Origin of the sequence: Antarcticimicrobium sp. (assembly GCF_029212575.1) — a bacterium.
Taxonomy (GTDB): domain Bacteria; phylum Pseudomonadota; class Alphaproteobacteria; order Rhodobacterales; family Rhodobacteraceae; genus Antarcticimicrobium.
Genome location: NZ_JARGPK010000044.1, coordinates 41,606 through 56,318 on the forward strand (window position 1 = coordinate 41,606; position 14,713 = coordinate 56,318).

Below are 14,713 nucleotides of genomic sequence, written 5' to 3' on the forward strand. Positions count from 1 at the left end.
ATACCTAGCATGGTCTCACGCGATTCTGCCAGATGGTTCCGCGATTGGCGCGGCGCTCAGAGCACCTCTTCCCGGCCGACCCCGACGCGGGACCGGTGCGGACCGAACAGGCAGGCCAGCCCGAGGATCACGCCGGAGACAGCGGCAATCATCCCCGCCGCGCTGACCGCGTTCTGACTGCCGAACCACAGCGGGCCATAGCCGGCAAAGACATAGCCGAGCACCGCCGAGAGCACGGCGAAGACCACGCTCCACATTACCTGATGCTCCAGCCGGTTGGTAACCAGCCGCGCCGCCGCCGGCGGGCAGATGAACATGGCGATCACGATGATCGAGCCGACCGCGTCGAAGGCGGCGACGGCGGCCACGGCGGCAGTTGCCACCAGCCCCAGCCCGATCGCCGTCACCGGCAGACCCACTGCCTGGGCGAAGCCCTCGTCGAAGGTCGAGATCTTGAGCCAGCGCCAGAACACGATCATGAGCACCACCACCAGCGCGCAGACCACCGCGATCCGGCCCAGCTCGTCCGGCAGCGCCGCCAGCGCCACCGGATCGAGCAGCGAGCCCCAGCCCTTGGCCCGGAACCAGATCAGCGATTCAAGATTGCCCATCAGCGCATGTTCCACGTCGAGGTGCACCGAGGAGGTATCGGTCTGTTCCAGGATCAGCACGCCGGCGGCGAACAGGGTGGTAAAGGTCACGCCCATTGCCGCGCCCGGTTCGATCCGGCCCAGCCGCTTGATCGCCTCGATCAGCACCACCGCGACCAGCGCCGCCCCGGCCGCGCCCAGCAGCATCGGGATGGCGGCGACGGTGCCGGTGACCAGAAAGGCGACGACGATGCCGGGCAGCACAACGTGGCTGATGGCGTCGCCGATCAGCGCCTGCCGCCGCAGGATCAGGAAATTGCCGGGCAGCGCGCAGGCCACCGCGGCAAGGATGCCGATCAGCATCGGGGTGAGCGAGAACTGGACGAATTCATTGCCCATCAGGCAAGCCCTCCCACCGGTCGGGGGCCGCCGAGGCGGCTGTCGAACGCTTCGATTTCGTCAGCGGTAAACACCTCTTCGATCGGGGTCAGCCCGTCATAACGCCCGGTCAGCCCGGCGTCCTGGTGGACCTGGCGGGCAATGTCCCAGCGGCATTCGTCGCGGGCGACCTTGGCGGCCTGGGCGCGCCCGGCCTCGGTGGCGACACCATCGGGCCGCACCAGCCCCTCGGCCCGCAGCACGCGGAGGGTATAGCGTTCGAGGATCGGCTCGGACCGGGCCAGTGCCAGCAGGCCCTGCCGCCGGTGCACCCGGCGCTGGAACCGGCGATGGCGCAGCAGCGCCGCCGCGACACCGCGTGCCGGGGCCAGGACCAGCGACAGCAGGAACAGCCCGGCGGCGACCAGCACGATGATCGGCCCCGTCGGCAACGCCGGCGCCGAGGCCGAGATCGCGGCACCGAGATAGCCCGCGACCCCGCCCAGCGCCCCGGCGATCCAGACCACGCGCCCGGCGCGCTCGGTCCAGAACCGCGCGGTCACCGGCGGCACGATCAGCATCGCCACGATCAGGATCAGCCCGACCAGCTTGAGCCCGATCACCGTCACCGCCATCACCAGCCCCATCATCGCGAGATCGATGCGTCGCACGTCATAGCCCGAGGCGGCGGCATACTCGGGATCGAAGGCCACCAGCGTCATCGGCCGGCGCAACAGGTAGGTCGCCAGCACCGCCAGCGTGCCGCCGACCGCGATCACCACCGCGTCCTGGAACAGCATCCCGGCGGTGGAGCCGAGCAGAAAGCTTTCGAGCCCGGCCTGCCGCCCTGCGCTCATGGTCTGGATCACCGTCAAGAGCACGATGCCGACGCCGAAGAACACCGAAAGCACCGCACCGATGGCCGCATCCTCTGACAGGCGGGTGCGTCGCGCGATCCATTCCACCAGCAACAGGCCCAGCGCGGCGGTTACCGCCGATCCGGCCAGCAGCCCCAGCAGGCTGCGCCCGTCGCCGCCCAGCGCCACCATGAGGATGAACGCCAGCCCGACCCCGGGCAGCGTCGCATGTGCCACCGCGTCGGAGACCAGCGCCCGCTTGCGCAGGAACAGGAACGTGCCCGATGCCCCGGCGGCAAACCCGAGCAGCGCCGACCCGGTGGCGACCAGCGCCGCGTTATAGCCCGCCTGCAGCAGGAGCGCCGAAAGGAAATTTCCCATGCTCAGCCCTGCGCCAGATCCAGTTGATCGAGATGGGTGGTCGCCAGCCGGCCGCCATAGGTGGCGTGCAGGTTCTCGGCGGTAAAGGTTTCCGCCACAGGTCCCTGGGCGATGCGGCGCACGTTGATCAGGAACACCTCGTCGAAATAGCTGGCCACGGTGGCAAGGTCGTGATGCACGCAAACCACTGCCTTTTTCTGCGCCTTGAGCGCCTTCAGCACGTCGATGATGGCGCGCTCGGTCGCGGCGTCGACCCCGGCAAAGGGTTCGTCCAGCAGGTAGAGGTCGGCATCCTGCGCCAGCGCCCGCGCGAGAAAGACCCGCTGTTGCTGACCGCCCGACAACTGGCCGATCTGGCGGGCGGCAAAATCGCCCATGCCGACCCGGTCGAGGCAGTCGCGCGCCCGTGAAAGATGCGCGCCGGTCAACCGGCCCAGCAGCCCGACGCGGCGATACAGGCCCATCAGCACCACGTCGATCACGGTGGTGGGGAAATCCCAGTCGACACTGGCCCGCTGCGGCACATAGGCGATGCGGTCGCGCGCCACGTCGATGGGCTGGCCGAACACCGCCACCTCGCCCGAGAGCCGGGGGATCACCCCCAGTGCGGCCTTGAGCATGGTCGATTTCCCCGCACCGTTCGGCCCGATGATCGCGGTCATCGCCTCGGGCGCAAAGGTGGCATCGACCGAGAACACCGCCGGTTTCTCACCATAGGACACGGTCAGCCCGCGCAGCACCAGCGGCGCATCTGCGGGGATCGCGGCGCGCGGGGTGACGCGCCCCTCGGTCGCGGCAAGGGTGATCGGTGTTTCGGTGGGACGTGTCATTCTCGGCTCCATCAGTTCAGCAGGCCCTGCATGCCCTTTTCGGGGACGTCACCGCCCAGCGCGCCGGCGATCACGGTGGCGTTGTGGTCGATCATGCCCAGGTAGGTGCCCTCGTAGGTGCCCGGCTCGCCCATCGCGTCCGAGAACAGCTCGCCGCCGATCACCACCTTATGGCCCTGCGCGGCGGCGCCCTCGATCAGCGCGCGGATATTGCGATCGGAAACCGAGGATTCGACGAAGACGGCACCGATCTTGCGGTCAACCAGCATGTCGACCAGTTCGGAAATCCGCCGCAGCCCGGCCTCGGATTCGGTCGAGATGCCCTGGATGCCGACCACCTCGAACCCGTAAGCCTGCCCAAAATAGTTGAAGGCATCATGCGCGGTGACCAGCACGCGGCGGTCGTCGGGAACCGAGGACAGAACGCGGGCAGTATAATCCGAAAGCTCGGTCAGTTCGGCCAGATGCGCCTCGGCATTGGCGCGAAAGACGGCCTCGTCCCCGGGGCGGGCGTCGATCAGCGCATCGCGCACGACCCCCACCACCCGGCGCCACAGGTTCGGGTCCATCCAGACATGCGGGTCGAACTTGTCCTCATAGTGGTCGTGGCCGATCAGCACATCGCGCGGAAGCCCCTCGGCGACGGCGACGACGGTGCCGCCCTCGCCAAGCTCGCGCATGAAGTCCTCCATCTGCGCCTCCAGATAGAGGCCGTGCCGCAACACCAGACCGGCATTGGCCAGCGCGACGATGTCCGAGCGGGTCTGACGATAGGCATGCGGATCGACCCCGGGGCCCATCAGCGCCCGCACCTTTACCGCATCGCCGCCGATCTGCTGCGCCGCATCCGCGATCATCCCGGTGGTCGTGACCACCTCCAGCGGGACCTCGGCCAAGGCCACGGACATCCCCAGGGGAAGCGCGGCCAGAGCGCAGATCAGTTTCAATGCGGCGCGTCGAATCATGTCGGGTTGTTCCTTTGACCTGGATGTTGACGGGAATATGCGAACGATTCTCAAAACTGTCAATGAAAATGAGAATTAGTCGCAACTAAATCCAGATCCTGCGCTTGCCATGCCTCCGGACCCGTGCCAGCCTGCCTGAAAAACAGCCATCGGACCCGCTGCATGGACACGACGAGACCCGCCCCCATCGCGCAACTGCCGCAGGTGACCGAGCCGCGCAATCCCGGCATGGCGCTCGACCTCGACTGGCTGCGCGCGGTGCAGGCCAATACCTCGGCCATCGAGCGGCGCGCGGCCACCCTGCCCGGTCGCCGCAGCGTCAAGAAGGATTATCAGGCGGCCTGGCTTTTGAAGGCGGTGAGCTGCATCGACCTGACCACGTTGTCGGGCGACGACACGGCAAACCGGGTGCGGCGGCTCTGCGCCAAGGCGCGCCAGCCGGTGCGCGCCGATCTGCTGGCGGCGCTGGGGGTCGGGGGGCTGACCGTGGGCGCGGTCTGCGTCTATCATGACATGATCGCCCCCGCCGTCGCCGCGCTGGAGGGATCCGGCCTCCCGGTCGCCGCCGTCTCCACCGGCTTTCCCGCCGGGCTGTCGCCGTTCCCCCTGCGCGTCGCCGAGATTGGCGAAAGCGTGAAGGCCGGCGCGGGGGAGATCGACATCGTGATCTCGCGCCGCCATGTGCTGGAGGGCGACTGGCAGGCGCTCTACGACGAGATGAAGACCTTTCGCGAAGCCTGCGGCGATGCCCACGTCAAGGCGATCCTCGCCACCGGCGAGCTGGGCACGCTGCGCAACGTCGCCCGCGCCAGCCTGGTCTGCATGATGGCCGGCGCCGATTTCATCAAGACCTCGACCGGCAAGGAGGCGGTGAACGCCACCCTGCCGGTGTCTCTGGTGATGATCCGGGCGATCCGCGACTATCACGAGCGTACCGGCTTCCGGGTCGGCTACAAGCCCGCCGGCGGCATCTCCAAGGCCAAGGATTCGCTGACCTACCTCGCGCTGATCAAGGAGGAGCTGGGGGATCGCTGGCTGCAGCCCGACCTGTTCCGCTTCGGCGCCTCGTCGCTCTTGGGCGATATCGAGCGGCAGTTGGAGCATCACGTGACCGGCGCCTATTCCGCCACCTACCGCCACGCAATCGGCTGAGGCGCAAGCGCAGCGCACGCGGCCCGCGTCGGACCATTGAGTATTTGAAACGAGAAGAAGCCATGACCGTCAAAGAGATCTTCGACACGATGGAATACGGCCCCGCCCCGGAGAGTGCGGCCGAGGCGCTGACCTGGCTGGTGGACCAGGGCGACCGCTTTGGCCATTTCATCGACGGTGGTTTTACCGCGCCGGGCGATGGCTTCGACAGCCGCAACCCGGCCACGGGCGAGGTGCTGGCAACCCTGACCCAGGCCACCGCCGAAGATGTCGATGCCGCCGTCGCCGCCGCCCGCCGCGCGCAACACAAGTGGGAGCGTCTGGGCGGGCCGGGGCGCGCGCGCCACCTCTATGCCATCGCGCGGCTGTTGCAGAAACACGCACGGCTTTTCGCAGTGCTGGAGACGCTCGACAACGGCAAGCCGATCCGCGAGAGCCGTGATATCGACGTGCCGCTGGCGCAGCGGCATTTCTATTACCACGCCGGCATGGCGCAGCTGATGGAGGCCGAACTGCCCGACCGGCAAGCCATCGGTGTCTGCGGCCAGATCATCCCGTGGAACTTCCCGCTGTTGATGCTGGCGTGGAAGATCGCTCCGGCGCTGGCGATGGGCAACACGGTTGTGCTGAAACCGGCCGAGTATACCTCGCTGACCGCGCTGCTCTTTGCCGACATCTGCCGCCAGGCCGGGCTGCCCAAGGGGGTGGTCAACATCGTCACCGGCGACGGCGCGGTGGGCGAGATGATCGTGGGGCACGAGGGGATCGACAAGATCGCCTTCACCGGCTCGACCGAGGTGGGGCGCAAGATCCGCGCGGCGACCGCCGGGTCGGGCAAGGCACTGACCCTGGAGCTCGGCGGCAAATCTCCCTACATCGTCTTCGACGACGCCGACCTGGACTCGGCCGTCGAGGGGCTGGTCGATGCGATCTGGTTCAACGCCGGCCAGGTCTGTTGCGCCGGGTCGCGCCTTTTGGTGCATGAGCCGGTCGCGGAGCGGTTCCACGCCAAGCTGCGCGCCCGGATGGACAAGCTGCGCGTTGGCGATCCGCTGGACAAATGCATCGACGTCGGCGCGGTGGTGGACCCGGTCCAGCACGCCGCGATCACCGACATGGTGGCGGGGAACACCGAGGGTGACGTGCATCACGCCGATGTCACCCTGCCCGAGCGCGGCTGTTTCTATCCCCCCACGCTGATCACCGGGCTGTCGCCCTCGGACCGGCTGATGCAGGAGGAGATCTTTGGCCCGGTGCTGGTCTCGACCACCTTCCGCACCCCCGGCGAGGCGGTGCAACTGGCCAACAACACCCGCTACGGGCTGGCCGCGACGGTCTGGACCGAGAACCTGAACCTCGCCCTCGACGTGGCGCCGAAACTGGCGGCGGGCGTTGTCTGGGTCAACGCCACCAACCTGTTTGACGCCGCCGCCGGGTTCGGCGGGGTACGCGAAAGCGGTTTCGGCCGCGAGGGTGGATGGGAGGGGCTGACGGCCTATACAAGGCCCGTTTCAAAACCCAGGGCGCTGGGGCCGGTCCACGCGATGCCGCAGGGCGATGGCGCGCCCGCCGATCCGCTGGACCGGACGCCCAAGCTTTACATCGGCGGCAAGCAGGCGCGGCCCGACGGCGGCTATTCCCAGGCGATCTGGTCGAAGGGCGGCGCATTGCTGGGCCATGCGCCTGTCGCCAACCGCAAGGACGTGCGCAACGCGGTCGAGGCGGCGCAGGCGGCTGCGGGCTGGGCCAGGACGACCGGACACCTGCGGGCGCAGATCCTCTATTACCTGGCCGAGAACCTTTCTGCCCGCGCCGTTGAATTCGCCCACCGGATCGACGCCATGACCGGCAAACGCGGCGGCGCGGCCGAGGTCGAGGCTTCGATCCAGCGCCTGTTCACCGCCGCCGCCTGGGCCGACAAGTACGACGGGCAAGTGCATGGCGTGCCGATCCGCGGCATCGCGCTGGCGATGAAGGAGCCGGCGGGCATTATCGGCGCGCTTTGCGCCGACGAGGCGCCCTTGCTGGGGCTGGTCGGCGTGATGGCCCCCGCCATCGCCATGGGCAACCGGGTGGTTTTGGCCGCGTCCGAGCCGTACCCGCTGGCCGCCACCGATTTCTACCAGCTGCTGGACACCTCGGACGTGCCGGCGGGCGTGGTCAACATCCTGACCGGGGCGCATGGCGATCTGGCCGGCCCGCTGGCATCGCATCTGGGCGTCGACGCGTTCTGGAGCTTTTCCTCGACCGATCTCTCCGGCGCGATCGAACGCGCCGCGGCCGGCAACCTCAAGCGGACCTGGGTGAACAATGGCCAGGCGACCGACTGGACCGCGCCCGACCTGCGCCCGTTCCTGGAGGCATCGACCGAGGTGAAAACGATCTGGGTGCCCTACGGGGAATAGGCGGATGGCGCGCGCCCCCGAGCAGAAACGTACCGTTCTGATCTTTCACGGGATCGGCACGCCCGGACGGGCGCTGGAACCGGGCGAAGAGAGGTTCTGGATCTCGCGTGCGGCGTTTTGCGACATCCTTGACCGGATCGCCGCGATGGGGGCGGATGCGCCCGAGATCACCTTTGACGACGGCAATGCCTCGGACGCGCAGATCGCCCTGCCGGAACTGGAAAAACGCGGGCTGCGGGCAGTATTCTTTCTGCTGAGCGGGCGGATCGGTAAGGCCGGGTCGCTGTCGCAGGCCGATGTGCGAAGCCTCGCCGAGGCAGGCCACACCATCGGACTGCACGGGGCGGCGCACCGCGACTGGCGCGGGCTGGACGCCGCCGGGCGGCAGGCGGAACTGCGCGACGCCCGGCACAGTCTGGCCGAGCTTGCCGGCGCGCCAGTCACGCTGGCCGCCGCGCCCTTCGGGCTTTACGACCGCGGGGTGAGCGCGGCGCTGGCCGAAGAGGGGTTCGCGGCGCTCTACACCTCGGACCGGGGGCAGGCCCGCAACACGCGCTTTCTGCGCCCGCGCAACTGCATCGAGGCGGGGATGAGCGAACCTGTCCTGACCAACGCCCTGACCGGCCATGTGCCGCTGGCGCGCCGTCCAAGGCGGCTATTGGGGCTGACGCGCAAACGCCTGCTTCCGGCGCGGAGGGCGGCATGATCACCATCATCATCCCGGCCTACGAGGAAGAGAGGATCATCGGCGAAAGCCTGACCCATCTGTTGCGATCCGAGGAGCCGGAAGGCGCGGACCACGACCACCCCGTCGAGGTGATCGTGGTGCCCAACGGCTGCACCGATGGGACGGCCAAGGAGGCGCGGGCGATGGCCCCGGGTTTCGCGGCGCGCGGCTGGCGGTTCCAGGTCATCGAGCGGGAGCGGGGCAGCAAGACCGCCGCGCTGAACGCAGGCATCGCCGCCGCGAGTAATCCCCGACTGATGTTCATGGACGCCGATGTGCATGTCTCGCCCGGGCTGGTCGCGGCGCTGGCGCGCGCAGTGGACCGGCCCGCGCCCACCTATGCCGGCGGGCAATTCCGCATCCGGCCCGCGCGCTCCCTCGCCTCGCGCCTTTATGCCCGGTTCTGGCCGCGCCTGCCGTTCATGGCGCAGGGCGTGCCGGGCTGTGGCGTGGCCGCCGTCAACGCCGCCGGGCGTGCCCGCTGGGTGCGGATCCCCGAGCTGACCTCGGACGACATCTTCATCCGCAACCACTTCGCCCCGGAGGAACGGGTCGGAGTACCCGATACCTACTCCTGGCCCATCGCCGAGGGGTTCGGCGCGCTGGTCCGGGTACGGCGGCGGCAGAACCGGGGGCTGGCCGAACTTGGGGAAAAACGGCCCGATCTTGTACGAAACGCGGGCCGAACCGCGCCCGGCGCGGGCGCGACGCTGCTATTGTTCCTGCGCGACCCGGCCGGGTTCCTCGCCTACGCCGCCGTCGCCCTTGCGGTCAGGACGCCGCTCTACCGTCTGCGCGGACGATGGGACCGCGACCGCGGCGCGCGCTGAGGTCAGTTGGTGGTGGTCTCCAGCCCCTCGGGCTGGCCGACGACGACGAAGTGCAGATGCTCGGGATCAAGCAGTTCGGCGGCGACGCGGTTGGCATCCTCCAGCGTGACCGCGTTCACCTTGTCGTTGCGCGTCTCGATGTAATCGAGCGGCAGATCGTCCATCTGCATGCCGACGAGGATGCCGGCGATCCGCTCGTTTCCATCAAAGCGCAGCGGATAGGCGCCGGTGAGATAGGTCTTGGCCTTGTCCAACTCCTCGGCGGTCACGCCATCGCGCGCCAGCCGCGCCCATTCGGTGCGGATCACCTCCACCGCCTCGCCGATGCGATCGTTGGCCGAGGCGACGCTGCCCATGTAGACCGAGGCCAGGTCGCGCGGCACGAGGTAGGAATAGACGCCATAGGTCAGCCCGCGCTTTTCACGCACCTCACTCATCAGGCGGCTTTCGAAGCTGCCACCGCCGAGGATGGTGTTCAGCACGTAGGCGGCAAAGAAATCCGGGTCGTGGCGGTCGATCCCGCGCTGGCCGAACAGGGCAACCGACTGCGGCGTGGCATAGGGCACCACGGTGACGCCGCCGGAGATGGTGACATCGGCCTTGCCCGGCAGCGGCGCGCCGGTCGCGGGCAGGTCGCCCAGTAGCGCGTCGAGCAGCGCCCCCAGCTCCTGCGGGGAAATGTCGCCCACCGCCCCCACATAGAGCCGGTCGCGGGCAAAGACGGCACCCTGGGCCGCAAGCAGATCGTCACGGGTCAGCGCGGTGACGCTGTCGATCGTGCCCTGGCCGTCGCTGCCATAGGGATGATCGCCATAGGTCATCGCACGGAACGCCAGCCCGGCGATCTCGTCGGGATCGTTGGCGTCGGAGCGCAGACCGGAAAGCACCTGCCCGCGCACCCGTTCGACGGCCTCGGCATCGAAGCGCGGCGCATGGATCGTGTCATGCAGCAGGTCCATCACCTTGTCGCGGTTCTCGGTCAGGAACCGGGCCGAGATCGAGACCGTGTCCGGTCCGCTGTCGAAGGAAAACGCGGCCGCCAGCGATTCCAGTTCCCGGGCATAGGCGCGGGCGTCCAGATCGCCCGCCCCCTCTTCCAGCAGCCCGGTCATCAGGTTGACCGCACCGCGCTTGCCCGGTGCGTCGAGCGAGGTGCCGCCGCGAAACCGCAGCTCCAGCGCGGTGAAGGGAATCGAATGATCCTCGACCAGCCAGGCGGTGATGCCGCCGGGGCTGACCACCTCCTGGATCTTGACTGCCGCCACCGCCGGCAGGGCCAGAACAATCAGGAGGATTCCCGCGAAAAGCGCCCTCATTGGTCTGCCTCCCCGTCCCGCATCAGCCAGCCGGTGACCGAGGTCTCCGGCCGCAACACCGCCTTTGCGGAAGCCAGGATATCCTCCCCGGTGACCGCCTGAAGCAGATCGGGCCAGGCCTGAACATCCGCGACCGTCAACCCCGTGGCCAGCGCCTGTCCGTAGCGGTTGGCAATGCCTGCGACGTCGTCGCGCTCATAGATCTGCGCGGCGCGCAGTTGCAGCTTGATGCGCTCCAGCTGGTCGGGATCGACCCCCTTCTCCAGAAAGGCGCTCAGGGTCGCGTCCAGCTCGGCCTCGGCCTGTTCCAGCGTGACATCCTCGGCGGGAACCACGACCAGGTCGAAGGTCGTGTTGTCCAGCGCCATGCCGTTGTAGAACGCACCGGAATAGACGGCGGTCTGCGTATCGAACTGAAGCCGTTCGGCCAGGAACGAGGTCTGTCCGCCGCCGAGAAGCTCGGACAGCAGATAGAGCGCCGCGGCACTTTCCTGATCGCCCGGGTCGCGCTCCGGCGCCAGATAGGAGCGGCTGACATAGGGCTGGGCGACGCGTGGATCGGAAAACACCAGCCGGCGCGCGGCGGTCTGGGGGGGCTCTTGCGAGCGCAGCCGTTCGGGCAAGTCCGGGTTGGCGGGAATCGCTGCATAATAGGTCTCGGCCAGTTGCCGCACCTCGTCGGGGTCCACATCGCCCGAGACCACCAGAATGGCATCGTTCGGCGCGTAATAGCGACGATAGAAGGTCAGCGCGTCTTCGAGGTCCAGCGTCTCCATCTCGTGCTTCCAGCCGATCACCGGCACGCCGTAGCGATGGTTGAGGTATTGCGCCGCGTTCATCTGTTCGGAAAACAGCGCCGCCGGGTTGTTCTCTGTGCGCATGTTGCGCTCTTCCAGGATCACGTTGCGCTCGGTCTCGATGTCACTTTCGCTGAGACGAAGGTTGACCATCCGGTCCGCCTCCATCTTCATCATCAGGCCGAGCCGGTCGGCGGCGACGCGCTGGAAATAGGCGGTGTAGTCATAGCTGGTAAAGGCGTTGTCGCGCCCGCCGTTGGCTGCCACGGTCGCCGAAAGCTCGCCCGGCTCCATGGTGTCGGTGCCCTTGAACAACAGATGTTCGAGGAAATGCGCCACACCGGAGGAGCCCACCGGTTCATCCGCCGAGCCGGCGCGATACCAGACCATATGCTGCAGGACCGGCGCGCGGTGATCCTCGACCACCACCACCTGCATGCCGTTGTCCAAAGTAAAGGCTGTCACCGCCTCTTGCGCGCCATCGTCCTGTGCCGCAGCGCCGGGTCCGGTCAGAACGGCGAGAAGAGTGGCAATAGAGGCGAGTTTCCTGACCATGGCTTTCTCCGTTCCTGCGCTGTTCACTAGTTACGCGCGCCGCGCCCGGGTTCAAGCCGATGTCTCGGAAATGTGAGCCGGGTCAGGGGTTCTTGGGTGGTGCGGTGGGCGTGCCGGCGCCGGCGCGACGGTAGCGTTCGTTTTCCGGGAACGGCTCGAGCGTCTGGCGGCGGTAGGCCTGTTCGTAACGGTCCACCGGCAGAAGGCGGACCCGCGTCATGCGCGATTGCCGCTTGCGGAACTTGGCGTCGGCCTTTGCCAGCGTCTCGCGCACGTCGGGTTCCACGCCATAGCGACTGCTGGCGGTGACCAGCGCGCTGTCGGCGGCGGCGATTCCGCCCGGCACGGTGGCCTCGGCGCGCCCGCCCATGGCCACGGCCGCATCGCCGATCGGGTTCTGATCGACGAGATTACTGCTGCCCGGACTGGGCGCCGGCAGCACGGAATAATCCTGTGGCGCCGTCAGCGGTTTGACAGGCAGAATCAGGAATTCGTCGGGACCCGCCGCCGGCGCGCGCAGGTAGCGCAGCCCCTTGCCGGAACACCCGGCGACACCGACCGCCGAAATCAGCATGATGATACCCAGAGGGCGCAGCATGGACACTCTCTCCCGCCTGTTTCCGGTGTGTTTAACCGATTTGCCGGGCAAGGTCACGGGGCCTTTTTCCTGCGCCCGTCGAGCAGGATCAACCCCGCCGCCCCGGCAAAGATGAACACGTCACCGACATTGAAGACAAAGGGGTTGTCGATGCCGCAACAGGACATGTTGAGGAAATCCAGAACATAGCCATAGAGCAGCCGGTCCACCACATTGCCCAGCGCACCGCCGACCAGCAACCCGGCGGCAATCTGCATCCCCCAGCCGGCCCGCATCCGAAAAACCCAGACCAGCACCGCCAGGCAGACCGCCAGGGAAAACCCGATCAGCACCCAGCGAGCAGCCTCCGAACCACTGTCGAGCAGGCCGAAGTTGACGCCGCGGTTCTCGCCGTAGCGGAAGTTCAGCAGCGGCGGCAGCACGTCGATCTCGCGCAGCCGCGCCAGGCCCATCCAGTGCACCACCAGGTATTTGCTGGCCTGGTCCAGCATGAAGGCCCAGAACCCGGCCCAGAACAGGGGGGCGAAACGCACGGTCACTCAGTGCCGGAAATGGCGCATGCCGGTGAACACCATGGCGAGCCCGGCCTCGTCGGCGGCGGCGATCACCTCGTCGTCGCGCATCGAGCCGCCCGGCTGGATCACACAGGTGGCGCCGGCGGCGGCCGCCTCCAGCAGCCCGTCGGGGAACGGGAAGAAGGCGTCGGAGGCCACGGCGGAGCCGATGGTCAGCGGTTGCGGCAGTTCCAGCGCCTCGGCCATGCGCTCGGCCTTCCTGGCGGCGATCAGGGCCGAATCGACCCGGCTCATCTGGCCCGCGCCGACGCCGACGGTGGCCTGGTCCCGGACATAGACGATGGCGTTGGATTTCACGTGCTTGGCCACCTTCCAGGCGAACAGCAGGTCGCGCATCTGCTCTTCGGTGGGGGCGAGTTTGGTCACCACCTTGAGGTCATCGATGCCGACAAAGCCGTTGTCCTTGTCCTGCACCAGAAACCCGCCGGACACCTGACGAAAGGTCTTCATGCCCTCGCGCGAATCAGGCAGCCCGTCGGTGGTCAGCAGGCGCAGGTTCTTTTTCCTGGCAAAGATCTCCTTTGCCGCATCCGAGGCGCCTGGCGCGATCACCACCTCGGTGAAGATGCCGGTGATTTCTTGCGCCGTTTCGGCATCCAGCGGCTTGTTCAGCGCGACGATGCCACCAAAGGCGCTGGTGCGGTCACAGTCGAAGGCAGATTTGTAGGCCTCGAGCAGGGTCGCGCCCCTGGCCACGCCGCAGGGGTTGGCATGCTTGATGATGGCGCAGGCGGCGCTGTCCTCGGGGGAGAATTCGGCCACCAGTTCGAACGCCGCGTCGGTATCGTTGATGTTGTTGTAGCTCAGTTCCTTGCCCTGATGCTGCACCGCGGTGGCGACGCCGGGGCGGTTCGAGCCATCGGTGTAGAACGCGGCGCCCTGATGCGGATTCTCGCCATAGCGCAGGGTCTGGGCCAGCGTGCCGGCAAAGGCTCGGCGGCGCGGCGCGGGGTCTTCCAGCGCCTCGGCCATCCAGGCCGAGACGGCGGCGTCATAGGCGGCTGTGCGCGAATAGGCGGTCAAGGCCAGGCGCTGGCGGAAGCCATAGCTGGTCTGGCCGTCGTTCGCCTCCAGTTCGGCCAGCAGCGCGTCGTAATCGGCCACGTCCACCACCACGTTGACAAAGCTGTGGTTCTTCGAGGCCGCGCGGATCATCGCCGGGCCGCCGATGTCGATGTTCTCGATGCAGGTGGCATAATCGGCGCCCCGGGCGACGGATTCCTCGAACGGGTAGAGGTTGACCACCAGCAGGTCGATGGCGCCGATCAGGTGGCTTTCCATGTCGGCGATGTGCGAGGGATCGTCGCGCAGCGCCAGCAGCCCGCCATGCACCATCGGGTGCAGGGTTTTCACCCGTCCGTCCATCATCTCGGGGAACCCGGTCAACTCGGACACGTCGCGCACCTCAAGCCCGGCGTCGCGCAGCGCCCGCGCGGTGCCGCCGGTGCTGATCAGTTCGACCCCGCGCGCGGCAAGGGCACGGCCCAGGTCGAGCAGGCCGGTCTTGTCGGAGACGGAAAGCAGGGCACGGCGCACAGGGTAGAGGTCGGTCATGAATCGATCCTTGATCTCGGAGAAGTCTGCGCGCGGCATAATCCATATTCCGCCGGGATAGAACCTCCCCTTTTTCCGCGTCGCAGCATGGACGGCGGATTTCGAGCGCAAACCGGAGAAACACGGGGGTTTCCAAAGGGCATCCCCACGGCAAGGAGCAGACCGCGTGTGTGGCCCTGGCTCCACCGTAGGGGGGGGGGGGG

General features: G+C 67.8%; 13 protein-coding genes. 4 read left to right on the forward strand and 9 right to left on the reverse strand.

Annotated elements, in window-relative coordinates; all coding sequences use genetic code 11:
- Positions 1–56 precede the first annotated feature (56 nt).
- Genes P1U75_RS09035 through P1U75_RS09050 form a run of 4 tightly spaced genes read right to left on the reverse strand, consistent with a single transcriptional unit; the run spans position 57 to position 4,001 of the window.
- The gene (locus P1U75_RS09035) at positions 57–989 is read right to left on the reverse strand and encodes a metal ABC transporter permease (protein ID WP_300242315.1); all 933 of its coding nucleotides are present in this window, start codon (positions 987–989) and stop codon (positions 57–59) included.
- Positions 989–2,206: a metal ABC transporter permease gene (locus P1U75_RS09040; RefSeq protein WP_300242317.1), complete on the reverse strand. Its 1,218-nt coding sequence runs from the start codon at positions 2,204–2,206 to the stop codon at positions 989–991. Before P1U75_RS09040 ends, P1U75_RS09035 begins: the two co-directional genes overlap by 1 nt.
- Before the next feature lie 2 nt (positions 2,207–2,208).
- The gene (locus tag P1U75_RS09045; RefSeq protein ID WP_300242320.1) at positions 2,209–3,036 is read right to left on the reverse strand and encodes a metal ABC transporter ATP-binding protein; all 828 of its coding nucleotides are present in this window, start codon (positions 3,034–3,036) and stop codon (positions 2,209–2,211) included.
- Positions 3,037–3,047: 11 nt separating this feature from the next.
- The gene (locus tag P1U75_RS09050) at positions 3,048–4,001 is read right to left on the reverse strand and encodes a zinc ABC transporter substrate-binding protein (protein ID WP_300242323.1); all 954 of its coding nucleotides are present in this window, start codon (positions 3,999–4,001) and stop codon (positions 3,048–3,050) included.
- A gap of 162 nt (positions 4,002–4,163) precedes the next feature.
- On the opposite strand from P1U75_RS09050, the gene deoC reads away from it, so the two are divergent.
- From deoC to P1U75_RS09070, 4 genes are all read left to right on the forward strand, one after another.
- Positions 4,164–5,153: a deoxyribose-phosphate aldolase gene (deoC, locus tag P1U75_RS09055; RefSeq protein WP_300242325.1), complete on the forward strand. Its 990-nt coding sequence runs from the start codon at positions 4,164–4,166 to the stop codon at positions 5,151–5,153.
- Between the two features lie 62 nt (positions 5,154–5,215).
- A complete protein-coding gene (locus P1U75_RS09060; protein WP_300242327.1) occupies positions 5,216–7,558 on the forward strand; it encodes an aldehyde dehydrogenase family protein in 2,343 nt (780 codons plus the stop codon).
- 4 nt (positions 7,559–7,562) lie between these two features.
- Positions 7,563–8,264, forward strand: coding sequence for a polysaccharide deacetylase family protein (locus P1U75_RS09065; protein WP_300242329.1), 702 nt, complete (start codon positions 7,563–7,565; stop codon positions 8,262–8,264).
- Positions 8,261–9,115, forward strand: coding sequence for a glycosyltransferase (locus P1U75_RS09070; protein ID WP_300242331.1), 855 nt, complete (start codon positions 8,261–8,263; stop codon positions 9,113–9,115). Before P1U75_RS09065 ends, P1U75_RS09070 begins: the two co-directional genes overlap by 4 nt.
- 2 nt (positions 9,116–9,117) lie before the next feature.
- Here the strand turns inward: P1U75_RS09070 and P1U75_RS09075 are convergent, their stop codons facing one another.
- From P1U75_RS09075 to purH, 5 genes are all read right to left on the reverse strand, one after another.
- Complete coding sequence (locus P1U75_RS09075) at positions 9,118–10,431, reverse strand: pitrilysin family protein (protein WP_300242334.1); 1,314 nt, start codon at positions 10,429–10,431, stop codon at positions 9,118–9,120.
- Positions 10,428–11,783, reverse strand: coding sequence for a pitrilysin family protein (locus P1U75_RS09080; RefSeq protein WP_300242337.1), 1,356 nt, complete (start codon positions 11,781–11,783; stop codon positions 10,428–10,430). Before P1U75_RS09080 ends, P1U75_RS09075 begins: the two co-directional genes overlap by 4 nt.
- Positions 11,784–11,865: 82 nt before the next feature.
- Positions 11,866–12,381 (reverse strand): DUF3035 domain-containing protein, encoded by a 516-nt coding sequence (locus tag P1U75_RS09085; protein ID WP_300242340.1) that lies wholly within the window; start codon positions 12,379–12,381, stop codon positions 11,866–11,868.
- Between the two features lie 53 nt (positions 12,382–12,434).
- On the reverse strand, positions 12,435–12,914 hold the full coding sequence (gene lspA / locus P1U75_RS09090; RefSeq protein ID WP_300242342.1) for a signal peptidase II: 480 nt from the start codon (positions 12,912–12,914) through the stop codon (positions 12,435–12,437).
- A gap of 6 nt (positions 12,915–12,920) precedes the next feature.
- Entirely contained in the window at positions 12,921–14,510 is a 1,590-nt protein-coding gene (gene purH / locus P1U75_RS09095; RefSeq protein ID WP_300242344.1) for a bifunctional phosphoribosylaminoimidazolecarboxamide formyltransferase/IMP cyclohydrolase, read from the reverse strand.
- Between the last annotated feature and the right edge of the window lie 203 nt (positions 14,511–14,713).